Here is a 26,913-nt window from a genome sequence, read left to right as displayed (position 1 = left end):
ATTTGATCCGGATTAACATCGCGTTTTCGCCCCTCGTCCAACGCGGCTGAATCAACCCGATCCCCTGTGGGGGCACATCACCCCCTGATGGCCTGGCGCGCAAGTCCGGAATCTCACAGTCTTGCGGCTTTTTCTTGCAGACATGTCACCTCTCCCCGGGCGGGGAGAGGTCGAAAGTTAGGTCAAGGCGCCGCTAGAACCGGCCGCCGCCGCGTACCAGCCGCACCACGAGCAGCAGGATGACCGCGCCGATGGCGGAATAGACGATTTCCGACACGAGCCCGGTGCCGATACGAATGCCGAGCTTCGGGAACAGGAAGCTGGCCACAAACGCGCCGGCGATGCCGATCACGATGTCGCCGATGATGCCGAAACCGGCGCCCCGCACCACCTTGCCGGCCAGCCAGCCGGCGACCAGGCCGACGAACAGAATGACGAGCAGGCCTTCATTGGAAATGTACATAAGTGAGGTCCCTCTCCGTGAACGGGGCCATGGAACCGGAACCGGGATGAATGGGGTCTGAATGCTGGTCGGCTCGCCCTCGGTGGGGCGTCTAAACAAAAAACTCGAAAACAACCCCATGCACAGTAGAACGGACCTTGGCCGAGCGCGCTCGGTGAATTGTGACAAGCCGGTGTTGCCGCAGAGGAATTCCGAAGTGGCGCGCGTTTGGAAAGTGAGGGACGCAAACTCTCTCATTCCCTCCCCCTTGCGGGCGAGGGGCAGAGAGAGGGGTAGCCGCGGGCGCGGGCGGCTTTTCACCTCTCCCCGCTTGCGGGGAGAGGTCGGATCGCATCGCAAGATGCGATCCGGGTGAGGGGGTACGGGTCTCTCGACATGGTCATGCGCGGAGAGAGGCCCCTCACCCCAACCCTCTCCCCGCAAGAGCGGGGCGAGGGAGCGCACCGTCCCGGGAGCGACAGCTCGCCAGCGCTACGACGCCGTCACCGACTCCGCCAGCACGCACCTTGCCGCCCGGCCCGGTCCCACCTCCACATTCGCAGGCAGTTGCTCCAGGCAGCGCGGCTGGGCGGCGGCGCAGCGGGGGGCGAAGGAGCAATTATGGGGCTTTTCGGCCAGCGACGGCGGGGTGCCGGGGATGGTTTCGAGGCGCTGCCCCCGCTTGGCGCCGTGGATTGTGGAGGCGAGCAGGCCCTTGGCATAGGGGTGCACCGGCGTGCGGACGATGTCGCGCAAGGTTCCCTGCTCCACGATCTGGCCGGCATACATCACCGCGACGCGGTCGCAGATCTCGATGGCGACGCCGATGTCGTGGGTGACGAAGATGACGGACATGCCGAACTCGCGCTGCAGCTCGCGCAGCAGCAGCAGGATCTGGATCTGCACGGTGGCATCGAGCGCGGTGGTCGGCTCGTCCGCGAGCAGGATTTTTGGCCGGCAGGCGAGCGCCAGCGCGATCATCGCGCGCTGACGCATGCCGCCGGACATTTCGTGCGGATAGGCATCGAGCCGCCGTTTTGCGGAAGGGATGCGCACGACCTCGAGCATTTCGAGCGCGCGTGCCCTGCCCTCCGCATAAGACTTGCCTTCGTGGCGCACCACGCTTTCGGCGATCTGCGCACCGATGGTGTAGACCGGATCGAGCGCGAGCGCCGGCTCCTGAAAGATCATCGAGACGGTCTGGCCGCGGAACGACGAGAGCTCCTCGTCGTTCATCGCGAGCACGTCGCGGCCCATCACGTTGACCTTGCCCGTGATCTGCGTGCGCTTCTTCGGCAGCAGCCGCATCAGCGCACGCAGGGTCACGCTCTTGCCGGAACCGGATTCGCCGAGCAGGCCCAGCACCTCGCCGTCTCCCAGCGAGAGGCTGAGATCGTTCACGGCATAGACCGTGCGCTCGCCGGTGAAGCGGATGTTGAGGCCTGAGATCTCGACGAGCTTTGTCATGACGGCAGTTTGGGTACCCGATCGTGATAGTCGGTGACGCGCTGGAACGCCGCGCCGATGGTGAGCAGGGTCGCTTCATCGAAGGAGCGGCCGATCAACTGCATGCCAACAGGCAGCCCGCTTTTGGTGAAGCCGGACGGTACGGTCAGCGACGGCAGGCCGAGGAAATTCACCGGGCGGGTGAACAGCGTCAGCCGCTGCACCATGGCCGGCGCATTCGGGCCGCCGCCGACATCGCTCTCCTCGATGGTCGGCGCCGGCACCGGCGAGGCCGGCGCGATGATCGCGTCGACACCAGCGGTCGCGGCGTTGTGGGCGGCAAGCGCGGGACCGCGCCAGCGCATCGCTTCGAGATAGGTGATGGCGGGAACGGCGAGACCGTTCTGCAGCCGCATCAAGACCTGCGGTCCATAATCCTGCGGACGCTCGATCATCCAGCGCTTGTGAAAGGCGGCGGCTTCCGCCGCGAGCACGAGCTGGCTCGCCGAAGACAATTGCCGCTGGTCCGGCAGCTCGACCTTGACGATGTCGGCGCCCTCGCGCTTGAGCACCGCGATGGTCTCGTCCAGCACGCGCGCGACCTCGCTGTCGAGATCGTCGACGTAGAACGACGCGGGCACGCCGATCTTGAGGCCTTTCAGCGAACCCTTGGTCGCGCCGACATAGTCGGACAGCGGCTCATGGCTCGCGGTCGAATCCTCGGGATCGGGACCGGCCATCAGCGCCAGCAGCAGCGCGCAGTCCTCGGCGGTGCGGGCGAGCGGCCCGACCGTGTCGAGCGATTGCGACAGCGGCATCGCGCCGGCGCGGCTGACGCGGCTCCAGGTGGTCTTGAGGCCGGTGACGCCGCAGAAATGTGCGGGCATGCGGATCGAACCGCCGGTATCGGAGCCCAGCGCCGCAAAGGTCAGCCGCGCGGCGACCGCCGAGCCGGAGCCCGACGACGAGCCGCCGGTGATATGCGCGACGTTCCAGGGATTGCGCACCGGACCGTAATGGGCGTTGTGGCCGGTCGGTCCATAGGCGAATTCGGCGAGATGCAGCGTGCCGAGCCGGACCTGGCCCGCATCCTTCAGCCGCTGCAAGGCGGTGGAGGTCGTCGTCGCGACGAAATCGCGGCGGATCAGCGAGCCGCAGGTCGAGACCTTGCCGGCATCGTAATACATGTCCTTGTGCGCGAGCGGCACGCCATGCAGCGGACCGCGCACTTCGCCCTCGGCCAGCTCGGCATCGGCAGCCTCGGCTGCTTTCAGCGCCGCCTCCGCCTCGATCGACATGAAGGCGTTGAGATGCGGCTGCCACTGCGCGATGCGGTGCAGCAGCGCGCGCGTCACCTCACGCGAGGACACCTGCTTCATCGCGATCGCACGCGCGACCTCGGTGAGCGTCATCAATGCCGGTTCGGTGCTCATTTCGACACCTTCGCCGTCTGCGCCAGCACGTAAGAAGCCGGCTCGAGGTCGAATGGCAGCGTGCCGGCGATGGCGGCAAAGCCTTCGAAGGCCGGCCCGATGGAATTGGAGATGCGTGTTGCGATCTCGTCATCCACGGCAACGCCGGCAACTAGCGCGATCGGCTTGATCTCTTTTGGTGTCGGTCTCGTCATGCGATTTCCCCTGCGGGCGCGCGGCTATGGCCTGACCCCGGAATGGCCATGTAGCACGCGGCCTCGTGGCCCATTGTATCGACCGCGGTGAGCTTTGGTGCTGCATTTGCGCAGAGCGGCTCCGCAAATGCGCAGCGCGTGTGGAAGCGGCAGCCCGACGGCGGATCGATCGGATTGGGCGGATCGCCGGTGATCGGCGGCTTTTCGGTACGCCTGTCAGGATCGGAGGACGGCATCGCCGCCAGCAGCGCGCGCGTATAGGGATGCGCCGGCTGGTCCCAGACCCGGTCGACCGGGCCGAGCTCGACGACCTCGCCGAGATACATCACCAGCACACGATCGCTGATGTAACGCACGACGTTGAGATCGTGGCTGATGAAAAGATAGGTCAGGCCGAATTCGCGCTTGAGATCGGCCAAGAGATTGAGCACCTGCGCCTCGACGGATTTGTCGAGCGCGGAGACGGCTTCGTCCAAAATCACCAACCGCGGCGACAGCGCCAGCGCCCGCGCGATATTGACGCGCTGGCGCTGGCCGCCGGAAATCTCGTGCGGATAGCGGTTGGCGAAGTTTTCCGGGCGGAGGCCGACCTTGCCGAGCAGCTCGCGCGCCAGCGCCCGCGCCGTGCCATCGGCCATGCCGTGGACTTTCGGGCCAAAGGCGATGGATTCCTCGATGGTGAGGCGCGGATTGAGCGAGGCATAAGAGTCCTGGAACACCATCTGCATGCCGCGGCGCAGCTCGCGCAGCGACAGCGCCTGACCGACGGTCATGCCGTCATAGATGATGTCGCCGGTATCGCGCGGCATCAGATGCATCAGGAGGCGCGCGGTGGTGGACTTGCCGCAGCCGGATTCACCGACGATGCCGACGGTCTCGCCCTTGGCGACAGAGAAGGAGACGTTGTCCACGGCGCGCACGGTGCGTTTCGCGGCGAACAACCCGCCGCGGACGGGGAAATGCTTGGTCAGGCCGTTGACCTGGAGCAGCGGCTGCGCGACGCCGCCAAGATCTTCGATCGGCTCAAGCATGGCGACGGAAGCGTTGGTTTCGCTCATGGCCTAGTTCCTGATGTCCATGGCGCTGCGCAGGCCGTCCGAGAGAAGGTTGAAGCAGATCGAGACCGCGAAGATCATCGCGCCGGGAAGCGCGGCGACCCAGGGATTGACGTAGATCGCGGTGCGCAGCGTGTTCAGCATCAGCCCCCATTCCGGCTCCGGCGGCTTGGTGCCGAGGCCAAGGAAGGAGAGGCCGGCGGCCAGGATCATCGAGACCGAGATCAGGCTGGTGGCATAGACGAAGATCGCGCCCAGCACGTTGCCCAGGATATGCACGCGCATGATGGTGAAGGCACCGGCACCGGAGGCGCGCGCGGCCTCGACGAAATCCATGTTGCGCACGCCGGTGGTGACGCTCTCGGCAACGCGGGTGATCTGCGGCACGAACACGATGGTCAGCGCCACGATGGAGTTGAGGATGCCGGCGCCGAGAGCGCCGGAGATCGCGATCGCGAGCAGCACCGACGGGAAAGCGTAGAACACGTCCACGGTGCGCATGATCGCGGTGTTGAGCTTGCCGCCGACATAGCCGGCAATGATGCCAAGCGAGGTGCCGATGCAGAAGGCAAGGATCACGGGCAGGATGCCGATGACCAGCGACAGGCGTCCGCCATAGATCAGCCGTGCCAGCATGTCGCGGCCGAGCTCGTCGGTGCCGAGCGGGTAGCCGACCGTGCCGATATGCCGAAGGCGGCGGATCATCGAGCCCTTGTAGGGGTCTTCCAGGCCGAGCCACGGCGCCAGGATCGCGGACAGGAAGATCAGCAGCAGCACCAGCGCGCAGGCCATGCTGACCTTGTCGCGCACGATGCGGCGGCCGACGGTGGCCCAATAGCCGCGCGCCTTGGTGGCGGGCGCGGCCTGCAGCGCGGCGTCGGCAGTGGCGGACAACGGAAGCTCGCTCATCGGCTAGCTCCGCTTGATGCGCGGGTCGATCGCGGCTTGCGCGATATCGACCAGCAGATTGAGGAAGACGAAGAACAGCGCGAGGATCAGGATCGTGCCCTGCAGCAGCGGCAGGTCGCGCTGGAAGATCGCCGAGTTGAGCAGGAAGCCCGAGCCCGGCCAGGAGAACACGGTTTCGATCAGGATCGAGCCGCCGAGCATGTAGCCGAGCTGAAGCCCCATCACCGCGAGCGCGGTGGGCGCGGCGTTCTTGATGACGTGGCGGAATACCCCTCGCTCGTGCAGGCCTTTTGCGCGCAGGGCCTCGACGAAGTCCTGGCTGAGGATGTCGCCGGTCAGCGCGCGCACGGTGCGGGTGACGATGCCCATCGGAATCACCGACGTGGTGATCGCCGGCAGCACGAGATATTTCAGGTGCGCCCAGTCCCACGCCCAGGAGTTGGAGCCGTTCGGTCCGGCGCCGACCGCGGGCAGCCAGTTCAGCTGCACCGAGAAGATAATGACCAGCACCATGCCGAGCCAGTAATGCGGCACCGAGACGCCGGCGATGGCAAAGGAGGTCGCGACCTTGTCGATCCAGGTCTCGCGGAAATAGCCCGCGATCAGGCCGAGCAGGATGCCCATGGTGAAGCCGATGATGGCGGCGGCAATCGCGAGCGTGACGGTGTTGCCGACCGCGCGCATGACCTCGGCGAGCACGGGGCGCCCCGTCGCGATGGAATTGCCGAGATCGCCATGAAGGGCACGGAGCAGCCAAAGCCCGAACTGCACCGGCAGCGGCCGGTCGAAGCCGTAGGCGGCGCGCAGCTGCGCCGCGAGCTCCTGCGAAGCGTCGGCCGGCAGCACGGCGACGAGCGGATCGCCCGGCGTGATGTGCACGAGCAGAAAGCACACCAGCGCGACGCTGATGACGATCGGGACGACATAGACGATGCGTCTGGCGGTATAGGCGAGCACGTCGGATTCTTTCTTCCCTTCTCCCCTTGTGGGAGAAGGTGGCGCGAAGCGCCGGATGAGGGGTTCTATCCGCGGTTACAGCATTATCGAACGAGAGAGAGGGTCACTCGCGGAGAGAGACCCCTCACCCGGCTTCGCTATCGCGAAGCCACCCTCTCCCACAAGGGGAGAGGGTACAGCGTGCGTGTGGCGCGAACTACTGCATCGACACCAGCGAGAAGTCGATGAACCAGCTCTTCGGCTGCACGACGCCTGTGACCTTCGGGCTGATGGCGCGGGGGCCGACGTCGTGGGCGACGTAGAGGAAGGCCGCGTCGTCGACGGAGGCCGCGTGCAGCTCGGCGAGCGCGGCGTCACGCGCGGCGGGATCGAAGGTCTGGCGCGCCTTCTTCACCAGCTCGTCGAACTTGGGATTGTTGATGAAGCCCCAATTGTTCGAGACCGGCGGCGCCATGCCCGATTGCAGGAAGCGCACCAGTGCGAAGAACGGGTCCATCGCTGCATAAGTGACGTTGGTCGCGTTGGAGCCGTTGGCCGAGGGATCCTTGGCGCCGCGGCGCCAGTTGGTGAACAGCGTGTTCCACTCGATGACGTCGAGCTTCACGTCGAAATAGCATTCGGCGAGCGCCTGCTGGAGATATTCGTTCATCGGCAGCGGCTGCATCTGGCCCGAGCCGGAGGCCGAGGTCTGGATCTTCACCTCGAGCTTCTTGTTCGGGCCGAAGCCGGCCTCCTGCATCAGCTTCTGCGCGGCCGCCTTGTCATACTTGATCTCGAAAGCCGGCTTGCCGCGCCAGGGATGGCCGGGCTCGAAGGTGCCGGTCGCAGGCACCATCAGGCCCGCGAGCAGGCCGTCCTTGAGGCCTTCGCGATCGACGCAGAGGTTCGCGGCCTTGCGCACGCGGATGTCGTTCCAGGGCGAGCCTTCGACGCGCGAGAACTGCCAGGGCCAGACATGCGGCTGCTCGTTCGCATAGAGCTTGAAGCCGCGCTGCTTGAGCTCAGGCAGCGCATCCGGCGCCGGCGCCTCGACCCAATCGACCTGTCCGGAGAGCAGCGCCGCGGTGCGGGCGTTCGCCTCCGGCATCGGCAACAGCACCATCTTGTCGACCTTGGGCACGCGCGCCTTGTCCCAATAGCTCGCGTTCTTGACCAGCTCGAGCCGCTCGCGCGGGGTGAAGCTCGCCATCTTCCAGGGGCCGGTGCCCGCGGCATCCTTCGCAAAGGCAGTCCACGCAGCCTGCGACTTGGCCTTGGCGTCGGCGCCTTCCGCCTTGTCATAGAAATGCTGCCACTTCGCCGGGCTCGCCATGAAGAGGTTGGTGAGATTGATCGGCAGGAAGCTGTCGGGCTCCTTGGTGGTGAGTTCGACCGTCATGTCGTCGATCTTCTTCGCGGAAGCCAGCGTCGGCATGCGGGAGGCGGTGACGCCGACCTGGCTGGCGTCGAACTGCGGCGCATCCTGCTTCAGCACCTTCTCGACGTTCCACACCACGGCGTCCGCATTGAACGGCGAGCCATCATGGAAGGTGACGCCGGGGCGCAGCTTGAAGGTCCATTTGGTCTTGTCGGCATCGTCGACCTTCCACTCGGTGGCAAGGCCGGGGATCACCACGCTCGGCTTATCGGCGGAGGACAGGTCCCAGCCGGTCAGCGCGTCATACATGGTGAGGCCGGTGAAGCGGTTGCCTTCAAAGCCCTGATCGGGCTGGCCCAGCGTGCGCGGAATATCGGCAGCGGTCATGCCGATGCGCAGCACCGTTTCCGCGCTGGCCACACGCGGCCATGCGGCGGCACTGCCGAGCGCCAGCAACGCGATCAGCGCCGCGCGGGTCTTGTTGTTCTTGATCAGCATCGTCTCAGTCCTCTTCCGGCTTTCAATGACTAATTTTGATGCAATCGTATGCAATGGCTGTGCCAATGGGGAAACTTTTTCTGCAAATTGCCCCTGCGACGACAAGTCTTTGTGATCGCACGTCTGCGGAGGCACGTCGCTGCCTATTCTGGCATCAAGATTGCAAGTTTGGTCCCGAAATCTCCTGGGAGCTTTGGGCCATGCGTATCCGACTGACGACCTGTTTCGCCGTGCTTGCGCTGGCGATTTCCGCGATCTCGGCGCGCGCCGAAACGGTGGTGCGCTACGGCATCTCGATGGCGGACATTCCGCTGACGACCGGCCAGCCCGATCGCGGCGCCGGCGCCTATCAGTTCACGGCCTACACGATCTACGATCCGCTCGTCGCCTGGGAGATGGACGTCGCCGATCGTCCCGGCAAGCTGGTGCCGGGCCTCGCGACCGAATGGAAGGTGGACGATGCCGACAAGACCAAATGGCGCTTCACGCTTCGCAAGGGTGTGAAGTTTCACGACGGCAGCGAGTTCAACGCCGATGCCGTGATCTGGAATCTCGACAAGGTGCTCAACGACAAGGCGCCGCAATTCGACAAGCGGCAGAGCGCGCAGGTGAAGACCCGCCTGCCGTCCGTCGCGAGCTACGCCAAGATCGACGATTCCACGGTGGAGATCACCACCAAGACGGTTGATTCCTTCTTTCCCTATCAGATGCTGTGGTTCCTGGTCTCGAGCCCGGCGCAGTACGAGAAGCTCGGCAAGGACTGGGACAAGTTCGCCAGCGAGCCCTCCGGCACCGGCCCGTTCAAGCTGACCAAGCTGGTGCCGCGCGAGCTTGCGGAGCTGACCAAGAATCCGGACTACTGGAACAAGAAGCGCATCCCCAAGGTCGACAAGCTGGTGCTGGTGCCGATGCCCGAAGCGCTGACGCGCACCAACGCGCTGCTCGCCGGGCAAGTCGACCTGATCGAGACGCCGGCGCCGGACGCCGTGCCGCAGTTGAAGGCGGCCGGCATGAAGCTCGTCGACAACGTCACGCCGCATGTCTGGAATTATCATCTGAGCGTGCTGCCGGGCTCGCCCTGGACCGATATCCGCCTGCGCAAGGCGCTGAACCTTGCGATCGATCGTGAGGCGGTCGTGGGCCTGATGAACGGCCTGGCAAAACCCGCCAAGGGCCAGGTCGATCCGTCGAGCCCGTGGTTCGGCAAGCCGACCTTCGAGCTGAAATACGACCTTGCGGCAGCGAAGAAGCTGGTCGAGGAAGCCGGCTACTCCAAGGCCAAGCCGCTGAAGACCACCTTCATCATCGCGCAGGGCGGCACCGGCCAGATGCTGTCGCTGCCGATGAACGAGTTCCTGCAGCAGAGCTTCAAGGAGATCGGCATCGACATCGACTTCAAGGTCGTCGAGCTCGAGACGCTCTACACGCATTGGCGCAAGGGCGCGGCCGACGAGATGAACGCCGGCATCACCGCCAACAACATCGCCTATGTCACCTCCGACCCGCTCTACGCCATCGTCCGCTTCTTCCATTCCGGCCAGATCGCGCCGGTCGGCGTCAACTGGGGCGGCTACAAGAACCCGAAGGTCGACGCGCTGATCGACGAGGCCAAGCAGACCTTCGACAGCGCCAAGCAGGATGAGTTGCTCGCCCAGGCGCATGCGCTGATCGTCGATGACGCCGCGCTGGTCTGGGTCGTCCACGACACCAACCCGCATGCGCTGTCGCCTAAGATCAAGCAGTTCGTGCAGGCGCAGCACTGGTTCCAGGACCTGACGACGATCGGGGTGGAGTGAGGGCAATCTACCGCGTCAAACACCCCTGTCGTCCCGGGCAAGCGTCAGCGCAGACCCGGGACCCATAGCCACAGGGAGATGTTTGGCGAAGACTCGCGGTTGCCGATCTCGCGCCGCAACTCCTCCCTGGGATTATGGGTCCCGGATCGGCGCGCGCTTGAGGCGCGCTTGTCCGGGACGACAGCGAATGTGTGCCCCCTACTTCGTCAGCAGCGCGTATGCCCCGTTCCAGCCTTCCGCCGGCGGATTGAGCTGGAATTCCTTGATGCGGATTTCATAAAGCTTGAACAGCTTTTCCAGCGTGTCGGCGTCCTCGCTGCGACGGCCGCGCTCGATGGCGTCCAGCGCGCCCTGCCAGTCGCGGTTGCGGTAGCAGCCGAGCATCTCGATGGTGACGTTGCGCAGGCGCTGGAAGGAGCCTGAATGCATCACGTCCTCGCGGCCGGCGACGGCGTAGATCACCTCCGGCTCGGTCTTGCCCTTGACCATGATGAAGTCGAGCTCGAGGATCGCGAACTTGTCCTTGGCGGCGAGCGCGGTCCTGGAGCCGACGATGATCGGGAAACCGTATTCCTTCGACTGTCCCTCCAGGCGCGAGGCCAGGTTCACGCTGTCGCCGAGCACCGAATAATTCTTCTTCAGGTCGGAGCCCATGTTGCCGACCACGCCGATGCCGGTGTTGAGGCCGATGCCGACATTGAGCGGGATGTAGACGTGGCCGCCGTCGGCGGCCTCCTCCTCGCGCTCCTTGTTGACCGCGTCGATCCGCTCCAGCATCTGGATCGCAGCCTCGCAGGCGTTGACCTCGTGCTCGGCATCGTCGAGCGGCGCGTTCCAGAACGCCATGATGGCGTCGCCCATGTACTTGTCGATATAGCCCTTCTGATCGATGATCACGTCGGTCAGCGGCGTCAGGAAGCGGTTCATCAGCGTGATGAGACCTTGCGGATCGTGCTTGTAGCTCTCCGAGATCGTGGTGAAGCCGCGCACGTCGGAGAACATGATCGTCATCTCGCGCTCCTCGCCGCCGAGCACGAGCTTTTCCGGCGACTGCGCCAGCTGTTCGACCAGAACCGGCGACATGTACTGCGCGAACATGCCCCGGATCTGCACGCGCTGGCGCTGCTCGCGCACGAAGCTGGCGAAGATCAGCGTCAGGTAGATCGCGGTGGTCGACAGCAGCGGGTAGGTGAAGTCGATGAGGTAGCGGTACTGCGCGTAGAAGAACCAGGACACGCCGACCAGGATGGCGGCGAACATCGCGCCCGCAAGCACGAGGCGTACCGGGCCGAGGTTCGGCGTGAAGATGATGACGAGCAGGCCGATGACAAGCGCGGCGATCAATTCGACGCCGAGCGCGTAGTTCGGCTGGGAGATCACCGCGCCGCTCAGCACGCTCTCCAGCACCTGGGCATGAATCTCGACGCCCGGCATGGTCGAGGACACCGGCGTGGTCTTGATGTCGTTGAGCCCGACCGCGGAGGTGCCGACCAGCACCAGCTTGCCGGCGATCTTGGCGGGCGGCACGGTGTTGTCGAGCACGTCGGCCGCCGAGACGTAGATCGAGGGATCCTGGCGAGCGTAATGCACCCAGAGCTGGCCGTTTCTGTCGGTCGGGATCTCGACGCCCTTGAGGCGCACGCCCCGCACGCCGGTCTTGTCGGTCCGGACCAGCAGCGTCGGCGTTCCCGTGATGACGCGCAGGATCTCGAGGCTGAGCGAGGGCATGACCATGCCCTGCGCGCGCATGATCATCGGCACGCGGCGGATCAATCCGTCGCGCTCGGTCTTGATCGAAAACAGGCCACGGCCCGCCGCAACCTTCTCGATGACGGGCACGTTGCGCAGCAGGCCCGGGAATTCGAACAGAAAGCGTTCGGCACCGTCCTCGCCGACCGTCGCGACGCCGGTGAAGGGGAGCTCCTTGTCGATCTCCGACGAGATCGCCCGCTGCCCGGTCTCGCCCAGCACCACGCGCGAGCGCTTGATCGCATCGGCAAGGATCTGGTCATTGGTCGGCAGCTCGCGCAGCTTGGCGCGGGTGGCATCGTCCAGATAGCGCATCTGGCTCGCGACCAGATCCGGGTTGAGCCGGTCGGCTTCCGAGAACACCACGTCGAAACCGATCGCGACCGCGCCGTTGCTGGTGAGGTTCTGGATCAAATCGGCGATCCGCGTCCGCGGCCACGGCCACTGCCCGAGCCTGGCGAGGCTCTTGTCGTCGATGTCGACGATGGTGACCGGCCGCGCCGTCTTGTGGCGCGGATCGATCAGCTGGAACATGTCGAAGGTGCGCAGCCGCAATTCCTGGATCGGCGGCGGATCCCAGAGCCGGGCGCCGGCGAAGACGACCAGCAGCGCCAGGCACATCAGCCGCGCAAGGCCAAGCTTCCGCGCAAACCACCGCCGGAGGATCTTGAGACGTTTCATATCGCCTGAATTTCCCGCAGCTCTTCTTCGTCCGATGTTCGGGCGACAATACGCAATCAGCTACGTCTTTGATACCGGAATCCGCCGCGAACGAGGCGCCGTAGCCGAACCGGGGGAATGACCGTCAGGCATGGTTCGCGACGATGAAATCGCCGGCGTGCAGGCTGCTCGCCACGAGATTCTTCAGGCGGATCGACTGGTGATCGTCGAGCGTGACCAGCGTGTCGGCTCCCTGTTGCGTGATGCCGAGATCGCTGAAGGAGTGGATGCTCGCAAACTTCTGCAGGTCGATCTTGTCCTGGCCCAGCTCGAAATCGACGATCGTGCTCTGAACCGGAAGCGTCGAATTCGTAAAGGAGAACTGGTCCTGCCCGTCGGTTCCGACCAGGGTGGGTCCCGTGGGCGGATCGACGACCAGCGTGCCGCCGTTGCCGTCGTTTGCGAAATGGAAGCTGTCGATGCTGTAGCTCCCGGCAAACCTGATGGTCGCGGTGTCGGTCCCGTCGGACAGCGTCAGCACGCCGCCCAGATGGTCGGCGTTTTCGGTGTAGGTCACCCCGGTCAGGCTCGCGAAGCCGATGTCCTTGAGGTCGAGGAGATCCGAATTGGCGGTGGTGCCGTCACCCGCAAAGCCGTTGATGACGCCGGTGAAATCGGCGGCGTGTTCGATCGCGAAGGTGCCGGTGGTACCGGTCCCGTTGGCAAAGGTCACGCTCTGTGCGGAAGCCTCGCTGAGGTTCAGCACCGCGCCGGTCTCGATCGTCATGGGCGTGTCGGCGGGCGGATCATAAACGGTGGTGCCGCCATGACCGTCGCTCTGAAGGGTCCAATTCAGGTCCCTGCCGAGAAACTGCAGGGTGACGGTGGTCGCGCCGTTGTAGAAGTCGACGGTCGTGACGTTCGTGTCCGAATTGTACTGGGCCTGCGCCGACATCGAGGATGTCCAGGCGAGATCCTTCATGTCGATCAGATTGCCGGACGAGAGCGGAGCTCCGGCCGGAGAGCCCGAGATGAGCCCGTGGAAATCCTTGGCATGGTCCAGGACAAGGGTGCCCAGGCCGTTGTCGTAGTAGACGACGATCCCCGACACGGAGCCCTCGATCTCCACGACGGCCTTGTTGGAAATCTCGATCGCTCCGGTGCCGCTGACATTGCCCTTGATGTCGATCGTCGAAATGTCATTCCCGGAGAACGGGCCGGCCTCGATCAGGCCATTGTCGACGACGTCGCCCTTCACCGTGAACACGGTGCCGGGCTCGGTCAGCAGCGTCACGCCGGAGGCGACGGTGAGGTCGTGGATCGTGACGTTGGCCGCGCTGTCGACGGTGCAGGGTTCGCCTCCGGCGAGCAGCTTCACGTCGTAGCTGGCCGCCGGCACGCCCAGGCTCCAGTTCGACGCCGTGTTCCAGTCGCCGCCGGCAGGATTGGTCCATTCATCGACCGGGGCGATCTCGACGATGGTGCCGCCGTTGCCGTCGCTGCTCGTGATGAAATGCGTGTCGCTGTAGCTGCCGATGAGCTTGAGCGTGATGCTGTGGTTATGCGTATCGCTCACGACGAGATTGCCGGTGAGGGCGTCATAGGTCGCCGTGGTCCCGCCGTCCCAGGTGATGGTCGACAGGTCGATCTTCTCGTTGGCGGCGAAGCCGGCGATCGAACCGCCGAAGGTCGCCGTGTCGATCTCGAGCTCGCCGCCGGCGCCGGCGAAGGTGACGGTCTGCGACACCAGGTTCTTGATCTCGAGCGTCGCATTGGCGTCGATCGTGACCGAGCCTGCGCCGGTCAGCGAGCCGAACAGCGTCAGCGTTCCGGTGTGGACCTCGATGAGATGGCTGTTGACGATGGTGCCCGTGATCGACGCCGCGCCCCAGCTGTCGATGTCGCCGGAATTGCTGATGCCCGTTCCGTTCACCGAAATCGAGGCGCCATTGAGCAGATCGATTTCGCCGGCGTTGACGATCGAGGACACGTTGCCGAAGACGCTGCTGCCGCCGACGGTCCAGATGCCGCCTGCATTGTTGTTGAAGGTCGCGCTCGCGACCGAGATGTTGCCGTTGATGTGGCCGGTGTTGTTGATGATGACGGCGCCGCCGGTCTCGACGATCGCATAAGTTGCGGAGGTCACGGTGGAGGCGACGGCCGGCCCGATCGTGCCGGAATTGTCGATCGTCGCGAGGCCGTTCGCGTTCTCCTGGATGAAGATCGCCGCATGGCCGGTCGCGCCCACGACCGAGCCGGTGTTGGTGATGTGCGTCGAGCCGGTCGCGGCCGGATCGCCCGGAGCGACGGCGTTCTGATTGACACTGATGCCGACGCTGCTGGTGCCGGCGATATGGCCGTTATTGACAATGGTGACAGCGCCTGCGCCCGCGGCAAAAGCGGACAGGCCGACCGCGCCGGTGGCGAAGCCGTTGTTGGTGACGCTGACGTCACCGCCCCCGTGATCAAAGGCACCGATCGCGGTGCCCGCCGCGGTGATCGAGGAGCCCGCGCCGGTCGTGACCGTGACCTTGCCGACGCCCCAGGTGAACGCCTCGATGCCGTAGCCGGCATCCGCGGTGATGGTCGCATCGCTGGTGACGGTGACGTCGCCGCTGACGGCGTTCGAGAAGACGCCGCTGCCACCCGGCTTGTAGCCCGCGATGATCGCGCCCGGCGTGGTGGTATCGCCATTCAGCGCCGAGCCGGAATGGATGGTGCCGTGCGCCACGACGGAGATCGTGCTGTGTACGCCGCTTGCGATCGCCGCAGCGTAGTTGACCGCCACGATGCCGGAGCTGCCCGAGATGACGCTATCGCCGCTCGCCAGGGTAACGCTGATGTCGCCCTGGTCGATGCTATAGGCGAGAATGCCGTAGCTGGTCGTGCCCTTCACCGAGGCATTGGCAGCGAGCGTGACGGTGACGTTGCCGCTACCGCCGTTCAGCGCCTGGGCGCGGATACCTATCTCGGCACCGATGACGGTGGTGCCGGCGCCGTCGTTCACCGTGACGTCGCCATTGCCGTAATTGTAGGCGTGGATGCCGTAGCCGCCCGCGGCGGCGACATTGCCGTAGTTGTTGACGACGACGTTGCCATAGACGTTGGCATTGGCGCCAAAGCCAGTCGTCGCGCCGAGGTAGCCGGCCTCGAGGCCAGCCGGCGCGTTGCCGCTCAGATTGAGGCTCGCACCGGAGTTGACGGTGCCGTAGTTGGTGACGGTGATCGAGCTGTGATCCGAGGCCAGGAGCGTGCTCGCGCGATTGACTGCGACGACGCCGGAGCTTCCCGACGTGACGCCGCTGCCGGCCTCCGTCCTGACGGTCGTGCTGCCTGAGCCATAGCTGCGCGAGCGGATGCCGTAGATCGAGTTCCCCGTGATGGTGCCGCCGGCGTCGATGGTAATGTCGCCGCCACCCTCGGTGTGCGCATCGATGCCGTAAGCGCCGCCCGCGGCGCCGCCAAGCTGGGTGATCGAAATGTCGCCGCCGTTGGCGGTGTTCAGGTTCTCGACCAGCAAACCGACCGAATTCGCGCCGGAGCCGGTCGCCTTGCCGGTGAGATTGTTGACCGTGATGGCACCGGAGCCCGTTTGGCTGTCGCGCAACGTGATGCCGTTACCGGCACTGCCGGTAATGTTGCCGGTCGCCGTCAGCGAGATGTCGCCTGTGCCATTCTGCGTGACGACGACGCCATTGGCCGCACCGGTCAGTGCACCGGTGGGCGTGAGAATGATGTCACCATGGCTACCGGCCGACCCACCCGAGGCGGTGAAGTCGACCGCATCACCACTTAATGCCTCAATGTCGGCATCACCGGTGATGGTGAAGGTGCCTCCCGTTGACGCCTGACCGCTGATGGTACCGCTGAAATCGTGGCTTGTATCGTCGAGCTTGAGCGTGTTGGAGCCGCCCGCGAAGAGGACCGTCTGCGCGTCCGCACCGCCGAGCTCGAGCATCGCGCCGTTGTCGATGATCACCGCGCCGACGCCGCTGAGGCCACCGGAGAGGTTCAACGTTCCGGCCTGGACCTCGATGGTGCCGGTGTTGGTGACCGCCGCCGAGATCGTGTTGAGACCGGTGACCCCGTAGAGATTGCCAGAATTGCTCAGGCTGCCGCCATTGATCGAAACGTCGGACAGATGGAGTTTTGACGCGGCGTCGATCGAGATCGTTCCGCCGGCGCTGGCCACGGTGGCGGTTATCAGCTTCAGCGTGCCGCCGTTCACCACCTCGATCAGATCGTGATTGGTGATCGCGTGAAGGACGCCGGGATCGATCGTCAGCGTGCCGCCGGTGACGGCGATCGTGCCGGTATTGGTGATATCGGCGTTGTGGATCGCGCTCGTGCCGGTCGATTCCAGCGTCCCCGCGATCGTCAACGTGCCGCCATCGATCACTGCACCGACGAGATCGAGCGTCGAGCCTGATGTGACCGAAACCGCGCCGGTGCCGTTGATCACCGTCATCGCGATCAGCTTCAGCGTGCCGCCATTGATCGCGGCCAGCGTGCCGGTGTTGGTGACGGCCTCGTGGTCGATGTCGAGCTCGGCGCCATTGGCCTGAAGCGTGCCGGCGTTGGCGATGGTGGCCGAGGTCATCGTGGCAAGCGTCAGCAGGCCGCCAACCGCCTCGATCAGGCCGTTGCTGGTGATGGCAGCATCGGTGATCGTGGTCGCCCCGGACGAATCCAGCGTGCCCGAAACGGAGAGTGCGCCGCCGGTCAGGCTCGCACCCGCCAGAGTCAGCTTCTTGCCGGGATCGACCTTGACGGTGCCGCCATTGCCGATCGTGGCTCCCGCAATGGTGGCATCGTCGAGCGTCAGCGTGACGCCGTTTTCGACCGTGACCGTGCCCTTGTTCAGGGTTGCGTTGCCGTCGATCTTGCTGTTGCCGGTGACGTCGATCGCGCCGCCCTGCGCACCGCTATAATTGTCGATGGTGCCGCCGGTGATCTCGGTACCGGACAGCGTCAGCGTCTGGCCATCGTCGATCTTGATGACATGGCTGGTGTTGGTCAGGATATCGTTGAGCAGCGTCGCGGCGCCGGCGATCTCGAGCGTGCCGGTGTTGGCGACCGCTCCGCCCTGGATCCTGGCGCCGTCCTTGAGCTTGACGGTGTTGTCGAGCTCGATGCTGGAATTGTCGGTGATATCAGTCCCGGACACGGTGACGCCATCCAGCGTCAGCGCGGCAGCCGCGGTGACCGCAGTGACGCTGAGTATGGCACCGCCGTCGATCTTGCTGGCACCGGTGACGTCGATGGTGCCGCCGCCCTTGATGGCGCCGCCGCTGAGCGTGGCGTGGTCCAGGGTCAACGCGGCATTGGCATCGACGATAACGTTGCCGCTCGAATTATTGACGGTCGAGCCCTGGTCGATGGCCAGGGCGCCGTTCGTCAGCACCTCGATCGTGCCGGCATTGGTGACGCCCTCATTGCTCAGCGCATTGCCGCTGCCGCTGACGTTGAGGACAGCATTGTTGTTCAGGATGCCGTCGCTCAGGACGGCGTTGCCGGTCAGGTCGATTTCACCGTTGCCGGTGATCACGCCTGTGCCGCGGATGCCGGCGTTGAGGACGGGCCCCCCCTCATCGTCACCGCCGCCGATAACCGGCCCCGCTCCGCTGATCGTCGCGCCGTTGACGGTCAGCTTGCCGCTGGCATCGACGGTAACCGCACCGTTGTTGGTGACGCTGGAGCCCTGGTCGACGGTCAGCCAGCCATTCGCCAGCACCTTGATCGTCCCGGTGGAGGTGTTGGAGACGCTCTCGTGGGCGAACTCGGCCGTACCCTTGACGTTGACCGTGCCGGAATTGTTCAGCGCGCCGTGCTCGATCAGGCTGGTGCCGTCGAGCTCCAGCGTGCCCAGAATGGCGACGGTGCCGCCGTCGACCGTCGCGGCATCGACGATCAGCATCGTGCCGGCATCGGCCTTCAGCGTGCCGCCGGCATTGTGGATCGTGGCCAGTATGTTCAACGTGCCGCCCGACAGCTCGATCGTGCCCGAATTGCTGATCGTGGCGCCGCTGGCGAAATCACCGCCGCCCTGGAGCGTCAGATAGCCGGCATTGGTAAGCACGCTCGTGTCGAGGATCTTGGCCTTGCCGCCGACCGACATCGTGCCGGTCACGGTGTTGGTGAGGATCGAGTCCGCGCCCATGTTGAGCGCGCCCGATATCGTCAGCGAGCTCTGGTTGATCAGTTTCGGCGGCGGGCCGCCGAAATCGTTCATCGTCACCGACCTGGCATAGGCGGCGACGTCGATCGTCACCGGATAGGACGGCGTCAGGCCGTGCAGCTGATCGGTGATGACGATGACGTCGTCATTGATGGTCGGGACGGTGCCGGTTTCCCAGTTCGCCGCGTCCTTCCAGAAACCGCCGGAAGGCGCGCCCGCGTGGTCGGTCGCGATCCACACCACCGCGGGCGCATCGGTGCCCTTGATCGTGACGGTGATGGTCTGCTGCGAGGTGGCGCCCTGCGAATCCTTGAGCGTCACGGTGTAGGTCAGCGTCAGCACCTCGCCCTTCGGAATGAAGTCGGCGAGGTAGACGGGAAGGTCGGCCAGCGACCAGTTGATGGTGCCGGTGCCGTCCCCGGTGCTGTCGGCACCCGCCGCGATCGCGACCGACATCGCGCTCTGGAACGCGGCGAGCGGACCCGGCGGAACGGTGCTGCCATCAGGCAGGGTCGCGCTGGTCAGCGCCACCGACACCGTATGCTTGTCGGTGAGATCGACGTCGTCGAAGCTCAGCGTACCCGACGTCGGCACCTCGCTGGTGAGCGGACCGCCCGGCTTGCTGGTGCCGCCTTCGAAGGTGATGGTCGGAACGCTGGTGGTGATCACCGGCTTGTCGTTGGTGCCGGTGATCGTGATGGTGATGTCGATGAACGAGGCTTCGGGGTTGACCGAGAAATTGTTGTCGACGCGGACCCTGTAGGTGAGCGTCAGCGTTTCGCCGGCCGCGAGGAAGTCGAAGACGTGGTCGGGAATCGTATAGGTCCAGACCGCCGAGCCGTTATTGTTGTTGCCGGCGGCGGCGGCGACCTGGATATCGATCTGCGTCGCCGCGATGTCCTGCTTCTGGAGTGCAGAGAGCGTGCCGGTGACATCCTGCTGGCCGGCGGTCTTGTAGACGTAGTTCGGCGCGTCACCGAGGCTTATGCTCACCGTCGGCTGATCGCCCAGGTTCTGGTCGACGAAGGTGATCCGGCCGGAGATCGTATCGGGCGTCGTATCGCCGGTCGCGTTCGCGTGCTCGGTCAGCGCGAACGCCGTCTTCACATTGCCGTCGAGATCGAGGCTTTGACGCAGGGGCGGCCCGGGGATGCGGGTGCTGCTCGCCGGATTATGGCCCGCCCCCTCCGAACCCGGCTGATTGGGATTCGTGAAGGTCGCGGTCGCGGTGGCACCGGTGTCCGTCTTGATCACGACAATGTTGCCGGTCTGCGTGATCGTGTCGGTGAAGTTCGTGGTCAGCTTGGTGTTGGTGTTGTTGTCGGTGAACTTCAGCGTGAACACGTCCGTGATCAGCTTCTGGATGTCCGGCGACATCAGCGCGTTGGTGATCGAGACGTTGCCGCCGCTGATCTGGATCATCTGGCCGGCCTGATTGACCGTCGCGATCGGCAGCAGCGTGACCTTGTCGAACAGGATGTAGGAGCCCGTCGTGCCGTTCGGCTCGACCAGCACCTGGAAGCTCGCCTGCGGCTGCGGATCGCCGCCGCCGGCGGGAACGACGAAGTTGATCTGGGTCAGCACCGCCGTGCCGCGGATGCCCATGGTGGCGACCGGCGTGTCGATCTTCATGTCGCCGTGCTTGGCGGTCTCGCCGGCGACGAAGGTGATGGTGCCGGCGACCAGGCTGAGCAGCGAGGAGTTGTTCGACCCGTTGGGGTCGTAGACCATCTCGTTCAGCACCATCCGCGCATTGGAGGACAGGCCGAACACGGTGCCGTCGATGAAGGTGATACCGAGCGTCGAATCCGCGCCGGTCGAGACCACGTCGCCCTTCTCGACATTGTCGCCGTTGTTCAGGATGACCGAAACGCCGTTGCGGACCGCGGTCGCGCTGCCGGAGAGTTTGGTAACGTGGCCGATGACCTGGGCTGCGGCAGTACCGGGCGCGGCCTGCGCATATTGCACATGGCCCGTGAGCGCGTTGACGACGTCGCCGGTGAGGTGGGCGCCATCGGGCGAGGCGATCGCGGCGCGCTTGTCGCCCCTGAAATAATCGTGAACGACGAACTCGTGTCCCTCATGGGACAGCACGAGGTCGAGACCGGCGCGCTTGAACTCGCCGTTGAAGATCAGGTTCGGTTCGGGAACCACGAACGCGCCATCAGGCACGTGACCGTGCGCCTTCGCGATGAAGGGCTTGGCGGTAAAGGAATCGACATGGAGATCGGCGGGCGAGTGGGAACCCTGGCCGTCCAAGAAGATCGCGGCGTCAAATTTGCCAGCGTAATTCAACCGGGCACCGTAAAAAGGGTTAAAATTTAAGTAAGTATCAACCGCCTAAGCTTGCATAGCATTACTAAATCCTTAGCGAAACCATCTATTGGAAACCATCTATTGCTTGTGTGATTTCGCGTCACTTGACGATCGGAGCCCTCGAAGAGCAGTGCCCTCATGGTGAGGATAAAGTATTCCTTGCAGTATTCTGAAGTTGAAGTCGGCCTGTTTTCGCACATTCTCAGTCATCCAAAGTAAACTGCCGTATAGATCAAGCGGCAGATACTCATGTCATCTTTTCTTCGTGGAACCCCGGGGCATCCTGCGGGAAATACGGAACTAAATCTGTGACCCAACTAACAGAACCCGTGAAATAGCGGGTCGTTAGCCATAGGCGCCAGAATCAGCCTACCTGCAACTTCTGCCTGCAATTGTTTCCATTTCGCGGCGACCGGACACCTCCTAGTCCCCGATTCGTAAAATTTTACGCAATTTGGGCAGAGCCGTTTCAGCCTGTCCCACGGTTTTGGGGCCCCTGCCGGGCGCATTAAGCAGAACAAAACGGCCCGTCTCGCACTATCTCCGCGAAAGCAACAAAGCCCGGCACGTACAGGTCGAGGGGGACCTGGCGAAGCCGGAAGGGGATGTCAGATGGAGACCGCTGCTCGCTCGCGCGCCTGGCGCGCAATCCTTGTCCTGTGCGGATTGGTCCTGCTCGGATCGGCCGCAGAGCTCCGCGCCGGCACGCTGCTGTCGCCGGGCGCCGGCGTCCTCGTGCGCAAATCCGCCGAACCGTTCGGCGTGTTCGCCTTTGCCATCTCGTCCGGCAGCCTCCAGCAGAAATGGTCCGCGCTGAAATCCAGGCTCGACGACGACATGGTGCAGCTCGCGCTGTGCGACGGCGACCGCGACAATTGCGCATCGCCTGCGGCGCTCAAGCTGCTCGCCATCGTCGACCAGGCCCGCGCCCGCGACGGCCGCGCCCGGCTGGGCGAGACCAATCGCGCCATCAACCTCGCCATCCGCGCTGCCAATGACGGCGCCGACGACGTCTGGAGCTCGCCGCTTGCGACCTTCCAGCGCGGCGCCGGCGACTGCGAAGACTATGCCATCGCCAAGCTGGCCGCGCTGCGGCTCGCCGGCGTTGCCAATGAGGACCTCAGCGTCGTCGTGGTGCGCGACATCCGCGCCGGCGAGGAGCATGCGGTTGCCGCGGCAAAGCTCGACGGACACTGGCTGATGCTGGACAACCGCCGCATGGCGATGGTCGAGGACGACGACTCGCGGGGCTACCAGCCGCTGTTCGTGCTGTACCAGTCGGCCGTGCTGAAATATGTCGACGAGCCGGTGCGGTTCTCGATGGCCACGGCCGAGGCGCACTGAGCTAGCTTGTAGCCGGATAGAGCCAACGGGTCGGCGCAAAGCGCCGCCCCACAAATTCATTCCACCGCGCGATCCGGGGCGCTAGCATGCCTCCGGCAAGGCGGGGGCGACTGGAATGCGGTTCATCGGGTTGATTGTGCTTGCGCTGCTGGCGCCCGCGGCACCCCTGTTCGCGCAATCCGGCCCATCCGACCGCTCCATCGCCGACAAGCTGCCGCTGTTCGCCAGGAACAACTGCCAGCAGATTCGCGACCCCGGCAATCAATTGATCTGCGGTGACGCCGAGCTTGCCGCCGCCGCCGAGAAGCTGGGCACGGCGATCGAAGCGCGGCTCGCCCGCCTGCCCGACCGCCTGCCGGCCATCGAGGAGAACGCCATCTGGGGCCGCCAGCGCAATCTCGGCTGCGGCATCGTCGGCCAGACCCGGATCCGCGCCGACGATTTCGACCGGGTGAAGGCGTGTCTCCTCAAGGTGACCGAGGAGCGCGCCACGATCCTGCGTGATCCCGATTTCGACTGTCTCGCCGCCAATACGGCCGCGGGCGCACTGATCTGCGCGGAGCCCTCGCTGGCGCTCGCCGAAACGGAGCTCAATGGCCAGGTGCTCGGGCTGATCGGCAAGCTGGACCCGACTGCGGCCCGCTTTGCCTTCGCTGAATACGGCCGGTGGACGCGAGAGCGTGACCGCAGATGCAATCTGGTCGGCAAGGAGAACGTGCCGCTGCAAGAGCTCGAATCGGCGGAGAGCTGCCTCGCCGATTACCTCGCACACAAGATCGACGAGATCCGCGCCGCCAAGGGCGATCCCAAAAAGGTGTTCGGCCGGCAGGTCGCGGCCCGCTCGCCCGACACCGACGCCGTCGACTTCTGCGCCGCGCGGATTCACGCGGCCAATTCCTGCGGAAATTTCCTGCGCATCAACCGCGTCTACGCCGTCGACAGCCAGGTGAGCGACCAGGAGGCGCAGGTCACGGGCGAGATCGAAATGGTCGTGCTGGCGCCCTTCGCCACATGCAGCAAGGTCGCCTCCACCTGCACCGGCACCTGCTGGGACGCCAGGACGGGTCGTCCGCAGCCGGGAGCCGCCGGCAACAAGGAGCGCTCCGCGGACGCCTTCAACGTCACGCGCCGCCTCAGGATCCAGCGCACCTTCGCCTTCGTCAAAGCCGGCGACGGCTGGCGCTGCCGTGAAGACGAGCTGGCACCGGTGAATTCGGGGACCGCGGGCGGCGGATCGTAGGTGTTTCTTCTCCCTCTCCCCGCTCTTCGCGGGGCCGCGGCGAGCTCCGCTCGCGCTGAGAGGGTTGGGGTGAGGGGCAGCTTCCGCAAAGACGGTGAAAGATGGACTCGCGGAGACTCCCCCTCACCCGGAATTTGCTCCCGCAAATTCCGGCCTCTCCCCGCACGCGGGGAGAGGCGAAGACGCATCAAAACATCAGATTGTCCTTCACCAGCACCCAGCGGCCGCCCTTGACCTGCTGCACCTGGGTGATGGTGTTGGCGAGGTGGTCGGTCTTGGAGAACTTCGTCGGGGGCGAGTTGAAGATGTCGAGGAACTTCTCGCCCGACTCGAGCGAGTCCAGCATCTTCTGTCCCGTGAGGTCCTTGCCCGCCTTCTGCGCATAGAAGGCGAAGGTCATCACCGCGTTGTAGCCGATGATCGCCTGCGTGTTGGCGTCGGTGTTGAACATCTTCTTGTAGTTGACGAGCCAGTCGTGGACCTTGCCCTTGGCGGTGTCCTCATACGGGATCTCGAAGCCCGACGCGGCATAGAGGCCTTCCACTGCTTCCTTGCCGAGCATGGGCACTTCCATCACGTTGACGGGCGTCGCACCGAGGAAGGTGACGTCCCAGCCGAGCTTCCTGGCCTCGGTCATGGCGCCGATGGGCTCGCGCAGGACCGCGCCGAGCACGACGAGGTCGCAGCCGTCGGACTTCATCTTCGCGACCTGGGCGCTGAAGTCGGAGGCGCCGCGCTTGTAGCTCGTGATCGAGGCCGGCTGCACCTTCATCACAGCCAGTTGCTGGTTGAATCCGTCAAGCACGTTCTTTCCGTACTCGTCGTCCTGGTGCATGATGCAGGGCTTCTGGAAGCTCTTCCACTCCATCATGTATTTGAGCGCGGCGCGCGTGCTCTCCACATAGGGCAGGAGGTTGTTGAACTTCAGCCGCTCCTGCGGCTTGGCCGGATCGAACTTGAAGGTGAACTCCGCCGCCGTCAGCGGGAAGAGCTGAAGCACCCCGGCGTCGAGCAGGATGTCCTGCGCCGCGAGCACGGTCGGCGATCCCATTGGTCCCACCATCGCGAAGATCTTGTCGCGCTCGATCAATTTTTGCGACGCCAGCACGGCCTTCTTCGGATCGTAGCCGCTGTCCTCGACCACCAGCCGGATCTTGCGGCCGTTGACGCCGCCGGCGGCGTTGACCTCCTCGACCGCCATCTTCATGCCGTTGGAGACCGGCACGCCCCAGCCCTTGATCGGCCCCGACAGATCCTGATGGGTGCCGATCACGATCTCGGTCGCCGAGATGCCTTCATTGGTGACCTTGGTCTGTGCTGCGGCCGGCAGATGCGTGAGCACCACCGCGCTCACCGCAAGGCCGAACGCCCTGAACGATTTCGACATTGACGTCTCCTCTCCCTGGCCCTTGTTGCGCGAAGGGTTGGCCATCGCTCCTTCGCTGATTTCAGCGTCTCCTTGCGCACGGCCTTCCGGCCGCGCGCCTCACGCCACCGCACGTTCGCGATACATGGCGTCGATCTCGGCGGCGTAGCGCTTGTTCACGAAGCTGCGCTTCAGCTTCATGGTCGGCGTCAGCTCCTCGTCCTCCGGGGTGAGCTGGCGTTCGATCAGGAAAAACCTCTTGATGGTCTCGACGCGGGCGAAATTGACGTTGACCTGCTCGATCTCGCGCCAGATCAGGTCCTGGATCTCCGTCGCCCGGCACAGGCTCGCATAATTGGTGAAGGGGATGTCGTGGTCCTGGGCGAACTTCTCGACGTTCTCCTGATCGATCATGACGAGGCAGGTGAGGTACGGCCGCTTGTCGCCGATCACCACCGCATCCGAGATGTAGGGCGAGAATTTGAGCTGGTTCTCGATCTCGGACGGCGTGACGTTCTTGCCGCCGGAGGTGATGATGATGTCCTTCATCCGGTCGGTGATGCGAACGAAGCCCTCGTTGTCGATGGTGCCGACGTCGCCGGTGTGCAGCCAGCCGCGCGGATCGATGGCCTCCGCCGTCTTCTCCGGCTGGTTCAGATAACCCATGAACAGGAAGTCGCCCTTGATCAGGATCTCGCCGTCGGGCGACAGCGCGACCTCGCCCCAGGACACGGCGGTGCCGACCGAGCCGAGCTTGATCCGCGTCGCCGGCATCATGGTGGCGACGCCGCAATTCTCGGTCTGGCCGTAGACCTCGTGCATGTCGATGCCGAGCGCGAGATACCAGCGAATCAGCTCCGGCGCGATCGGCGCCGCGCCGGTGAAGGCGATGCGGCAGCGATCGAGCCCGATCATGCGGCGGATGTTGCGGAAGGCGAGCCGGTAAGCGAGCTGGTTAGCGAGGCGCAGCGACAGCGGCGGCGCCCTGCCCTCGATCCGGCAATCGACCATGCGGTAGCCGATCCCGATGGCGCGGCGGTAGACCCATTGCTGGAGCGGCGTCGCATCCTTCAGCGCGATGGTAATGGCGGAATAGAATTTTTCCCAGATGCGCGGCACCGCGAGGAAGATGGTCGGCTGCACCTCGCGCAGATTGTCCGGCACCGTCTCCGTGCTTTCGGCAAAATTCATCACCGAGCCGAGCGCGACCGAGATGTAGTAGCCGCCGATGCGCTCGGCGACATGGCAGAGCGGCAGGAAGATCAGCCGGTCTTCGTTCTCCCGCGCCGGGATGAAGTCGTTGGCATGCCGCATCTGGTGCGTGACGCTGCGGTTGGCGTGCATCGCGCCCTTGGGCGGGCCGGTCGTGCCGGAGGTATAGACGAGCACCGCGAGATCTTCAGGGCCGCGGCTGTCGATCATCTCCTGCCACAGTGCTTCGCGCCCGACCATATGGTTGCGCCCGAGCGCACGAAACTCGTCGAGCGACATCACCATGTCGTCGGAGAAGCCGCTGAGGCCCTCCATGTCGAACACGACGATCCTTTGCAGGGACGGGCAGCGTGTGCGGCAGGTGAGGATCTTGTCGAGCTGCTCCTCGTCCTCGGCGAAGATCACCTTCGTGCCGGAATCGTTGACGAGATACTGGACCTGGGACGAGGCATCGGTCGGATAGATTCCGGACGAGACGCCGCCGGCGCACAGGATGCCCATGTCGGCATGGACCCATTCCGGCACGGCATTGGCGATGATGGAGGCGACGTCGCCGGGCATGAAGCCGATCGCGCGAAGCGCGTAGGCGATCTCCTTCGATATCTCCAGCCACTCGCGCCAGCTCGTCGGCTGCCAGATGCCGAACTTCTTCTCGCGGATCGCCGGCCTGTCGCCCCGCGTTTCCGCGGCGCGCAAGAAGCTTTTCGCGATCGTATCAGCGACCGTCAGCACCGCCGGTCGGGCCATGCGCGTCTCCTCCT

General features: G+C 64.8%; 15 protein-coding genes. 3 read left to right on the top strand and 12 right to left on the bottom strand.

Going from position 1 to position 26,913, the window contains the following annotated elements:
* Positions 1–193: 193 nt before the first annotated feature.
* From ACVWW6_RS10935 to ACVWW6_RS10900, 8 genes are all read right to left on the bottom strand, one after another.
* Positions 194–463 carry a GlsB/YeaQ/YmgE family stress response membrane protein gene (locus ACVWW6_RS10935; protein ID WP_011090639.1) on the bottom strand — a complete coding sequence of 90 codons (270 nt, stop codon included), beginning with the start codon at positions 461–463 and terminating at the stop codon, positions 194–196.
* Between the two features lie 471 nt (positions 464–934).
* Entirely contained in the window at positions 935–1,909 is a 975-nt protein-coding gene (locus ACVWW6_RS10930; protein WP_456680712.1) for an ABC transporter ATP-binding protein, read from the bottom strand.
* Positions 1,906–3,321, bottom strand: coding sequence for an amidase (locus ACVWW6_RS10925; protein WP_456680711.1), 1,416 nt, complete (start codon positions 3,319–3,321; stop codon positions 1,906–1,908). The genes ACVWW6_RS10930 and ACVWW6_RS10925 overlap by 4 nt, the downstream gene beginning before the upstream one ends.
* Complete coding sequence (locus ACVWW6_RS10920; RefSeq protein WP_028173728.1) at positions 3,318–3,515, bottom strand: hypothetical protein; 198 nt, start codon at positions 3,513–3,515, stop codon at positions 3,318–3,320. The genes ACVWW6_RS10925 and ACVWW6_RS10920 overlap by 4 nt, the downstream gene beginning before the upstream one ends.
* Entirely contained in the window at positions 3,512–4,573 is a 1,062-nt protein-coding gene (locus tag ACVWW6_RS10915) for an ABC transporter ATP-binding protein (protein ID WP_456680710.1), read from the bottom strand. Before ACVWW6_RS10915 ends, ACVWW6_RS10920 begins: the two co-directional genes overlap by 4 nt.
* A gap of 3 nt (positions 4,574–4,576) precedes the next feature.
* On the bottom strand, positions 4,577–5,479 hold the full coding sequence (locus ACVWW6_RS10910; RefSeq protein WP_011090643.1) for an ABC transporter permease: 903 nt from the start codon (positions 5,477–5,479) through the stop codon (positions 4,577–4,579).
* A 3-nt stretch (positions 5,480–5,482) separates the two neighbouring features.
* Positions 5,483–6,436 (bottom strand): ABC transporter permease, encoded by a 954-nt coding sequence (locus ACVWW6_RS10905; protein ID WP_456680709.1) that lies wholly within the window; start codon positions 6,434–6,436, stop codon positions 5,483–5,485.
* 196 nt (positions 6,437–6,632) lie between these two features.
* Complete coding sequence (locus tag ACVWW6_RS10900; protein WP_304548965.1) at positions 6,633–8,291, bottom strand: ABC transporter substrate-binding protein; 1,659 nt, start codon at positions 8,289–8,291, stop codon at positions 6,633–6,635.
* 200 nt (positions 8,292–8,491) lie between these two features.
* On the opposite strand from ACVWW6_RS10900, the gene ACVWW6_RS10895 reads away from it, so the two are divergent.
* Positions 8,492–10,087: an ABC transporter substrate-binding protein gene (locus tag ACVWW6_RS10895; RefSeq protein WP_028173725.1), complete on the top strand. Its 1,596-nt coding sequence runs from the start codon at positions 8,492–8,494 to the stop codon at positions 10,085–10,087.
* A gap of 198 nt (positions 10,088–10,285) precedes the next feature.
* Here ACVWW6_RS10895 and ACVWW6_RS10890 read toward each other — a convergent pair whose 3' ends face one another.
* Positions 10,286–12,517, bottom strand: coding sequence for a CHASE2 domain-containing protein (locus tag ACVWW6_RS10890; RefSeq protein WP_011090647.1), 2,232 nt, complete (start codon positions 12,515–12,517; stop codon positions 10,286–10,288).
* A gap of 124 nt (positions 12,518–12,641) precedes the next feature.
* Complete coding sequence (locus ACVWW6_RS10885) at positions 12,642–20,969, bottom strand: FecR domain-containing protein (RefSeq protein ID WP_456680708.1); 8,328 nt, start codon at positions 20,967–20,969, stop codon at positions 12,642–12,644.
* A 633-nt stretch (positions 20,970–21,602) separates the two neighbouring features.
* Between ACVWW6_RS10885 and ACVWW6_RS10880 the strand changes: the two genes are divergently transcribed.
* Both ACVWW6_RS10880 and ACVWW6_RS10875 read left to right on the top strand, forming a co-directional pair.
* Positions 21,603–22,334, top strand: coding sequence for a transglutaminase-like cysteine peptidase (locus ACVWW6_RS10880; protein WP_456680707.1), 732 nt, complete (start codon positions 21,603–21,605; stop codon positions 22,332–22,334).
* A 115-nt stretch (positions 22,335–22,449) separates the two neighbouring features.
* Positions 22,450–23,574: a lysozyme inhibitor LprI family protein gene (locus tag ACVWW6_RS10875; protein ID WP_456680706.1), complete on the top strand. Its 1,125-nt coding sequence runs from the start codon at positions 22,450–22,452 to the stop codon at positions 23,572–23,574.
* A gap of 187 nt (positions 23,575–23,761) precedes the next feature.
* Here the strand turns inward: ACVWW6_RS10875 and ACVWW6_RS10870 are convergent, their stop codons facing one another.
* Both ACVWW6_RS10870 and ACVWW6_RS10865 read right to left on the bottom strand, forming a co-directional pair.
* Positions 23,762–24,961: an ABC transporter substrate-binding protein gene (locus ACVWW6_RS10870; RefSeq protein WP_038966119.1), complete on the bottom strand. Its 1,200-nt coding sequence runs from the start codon at positions 24,959–24,961 to the stop codon at positions 23,762–23,764.
* Positions 24,962–25,060: 99 nt separating this feature from the next.
* Positions 25,061–26,899 carry an AMP-dependent synthetase/ligase gene (locus tag ACVWW6_RS10865; RefSeq protein ID WP_011090652.1) on the bottom strand — a complete coding sequence of 613 codons (1,839 nt, stop codon included), beginning with the start codon at positions 26,897–26,899 and terminating at the stop codon, positions 25,061–25,063.
* Positions 26,900–26,913 lie beyond the last annotated feature (14 nt).

This window comes from Bradyrhizobium sp. USDA 3311 (genome assembly GCF_054062495.1).
The sequence above is the reverse complement of the archived record's forward strand: the minus strand, read 5'-3'. Positions and strand labels throughout refer to the sequence as shown.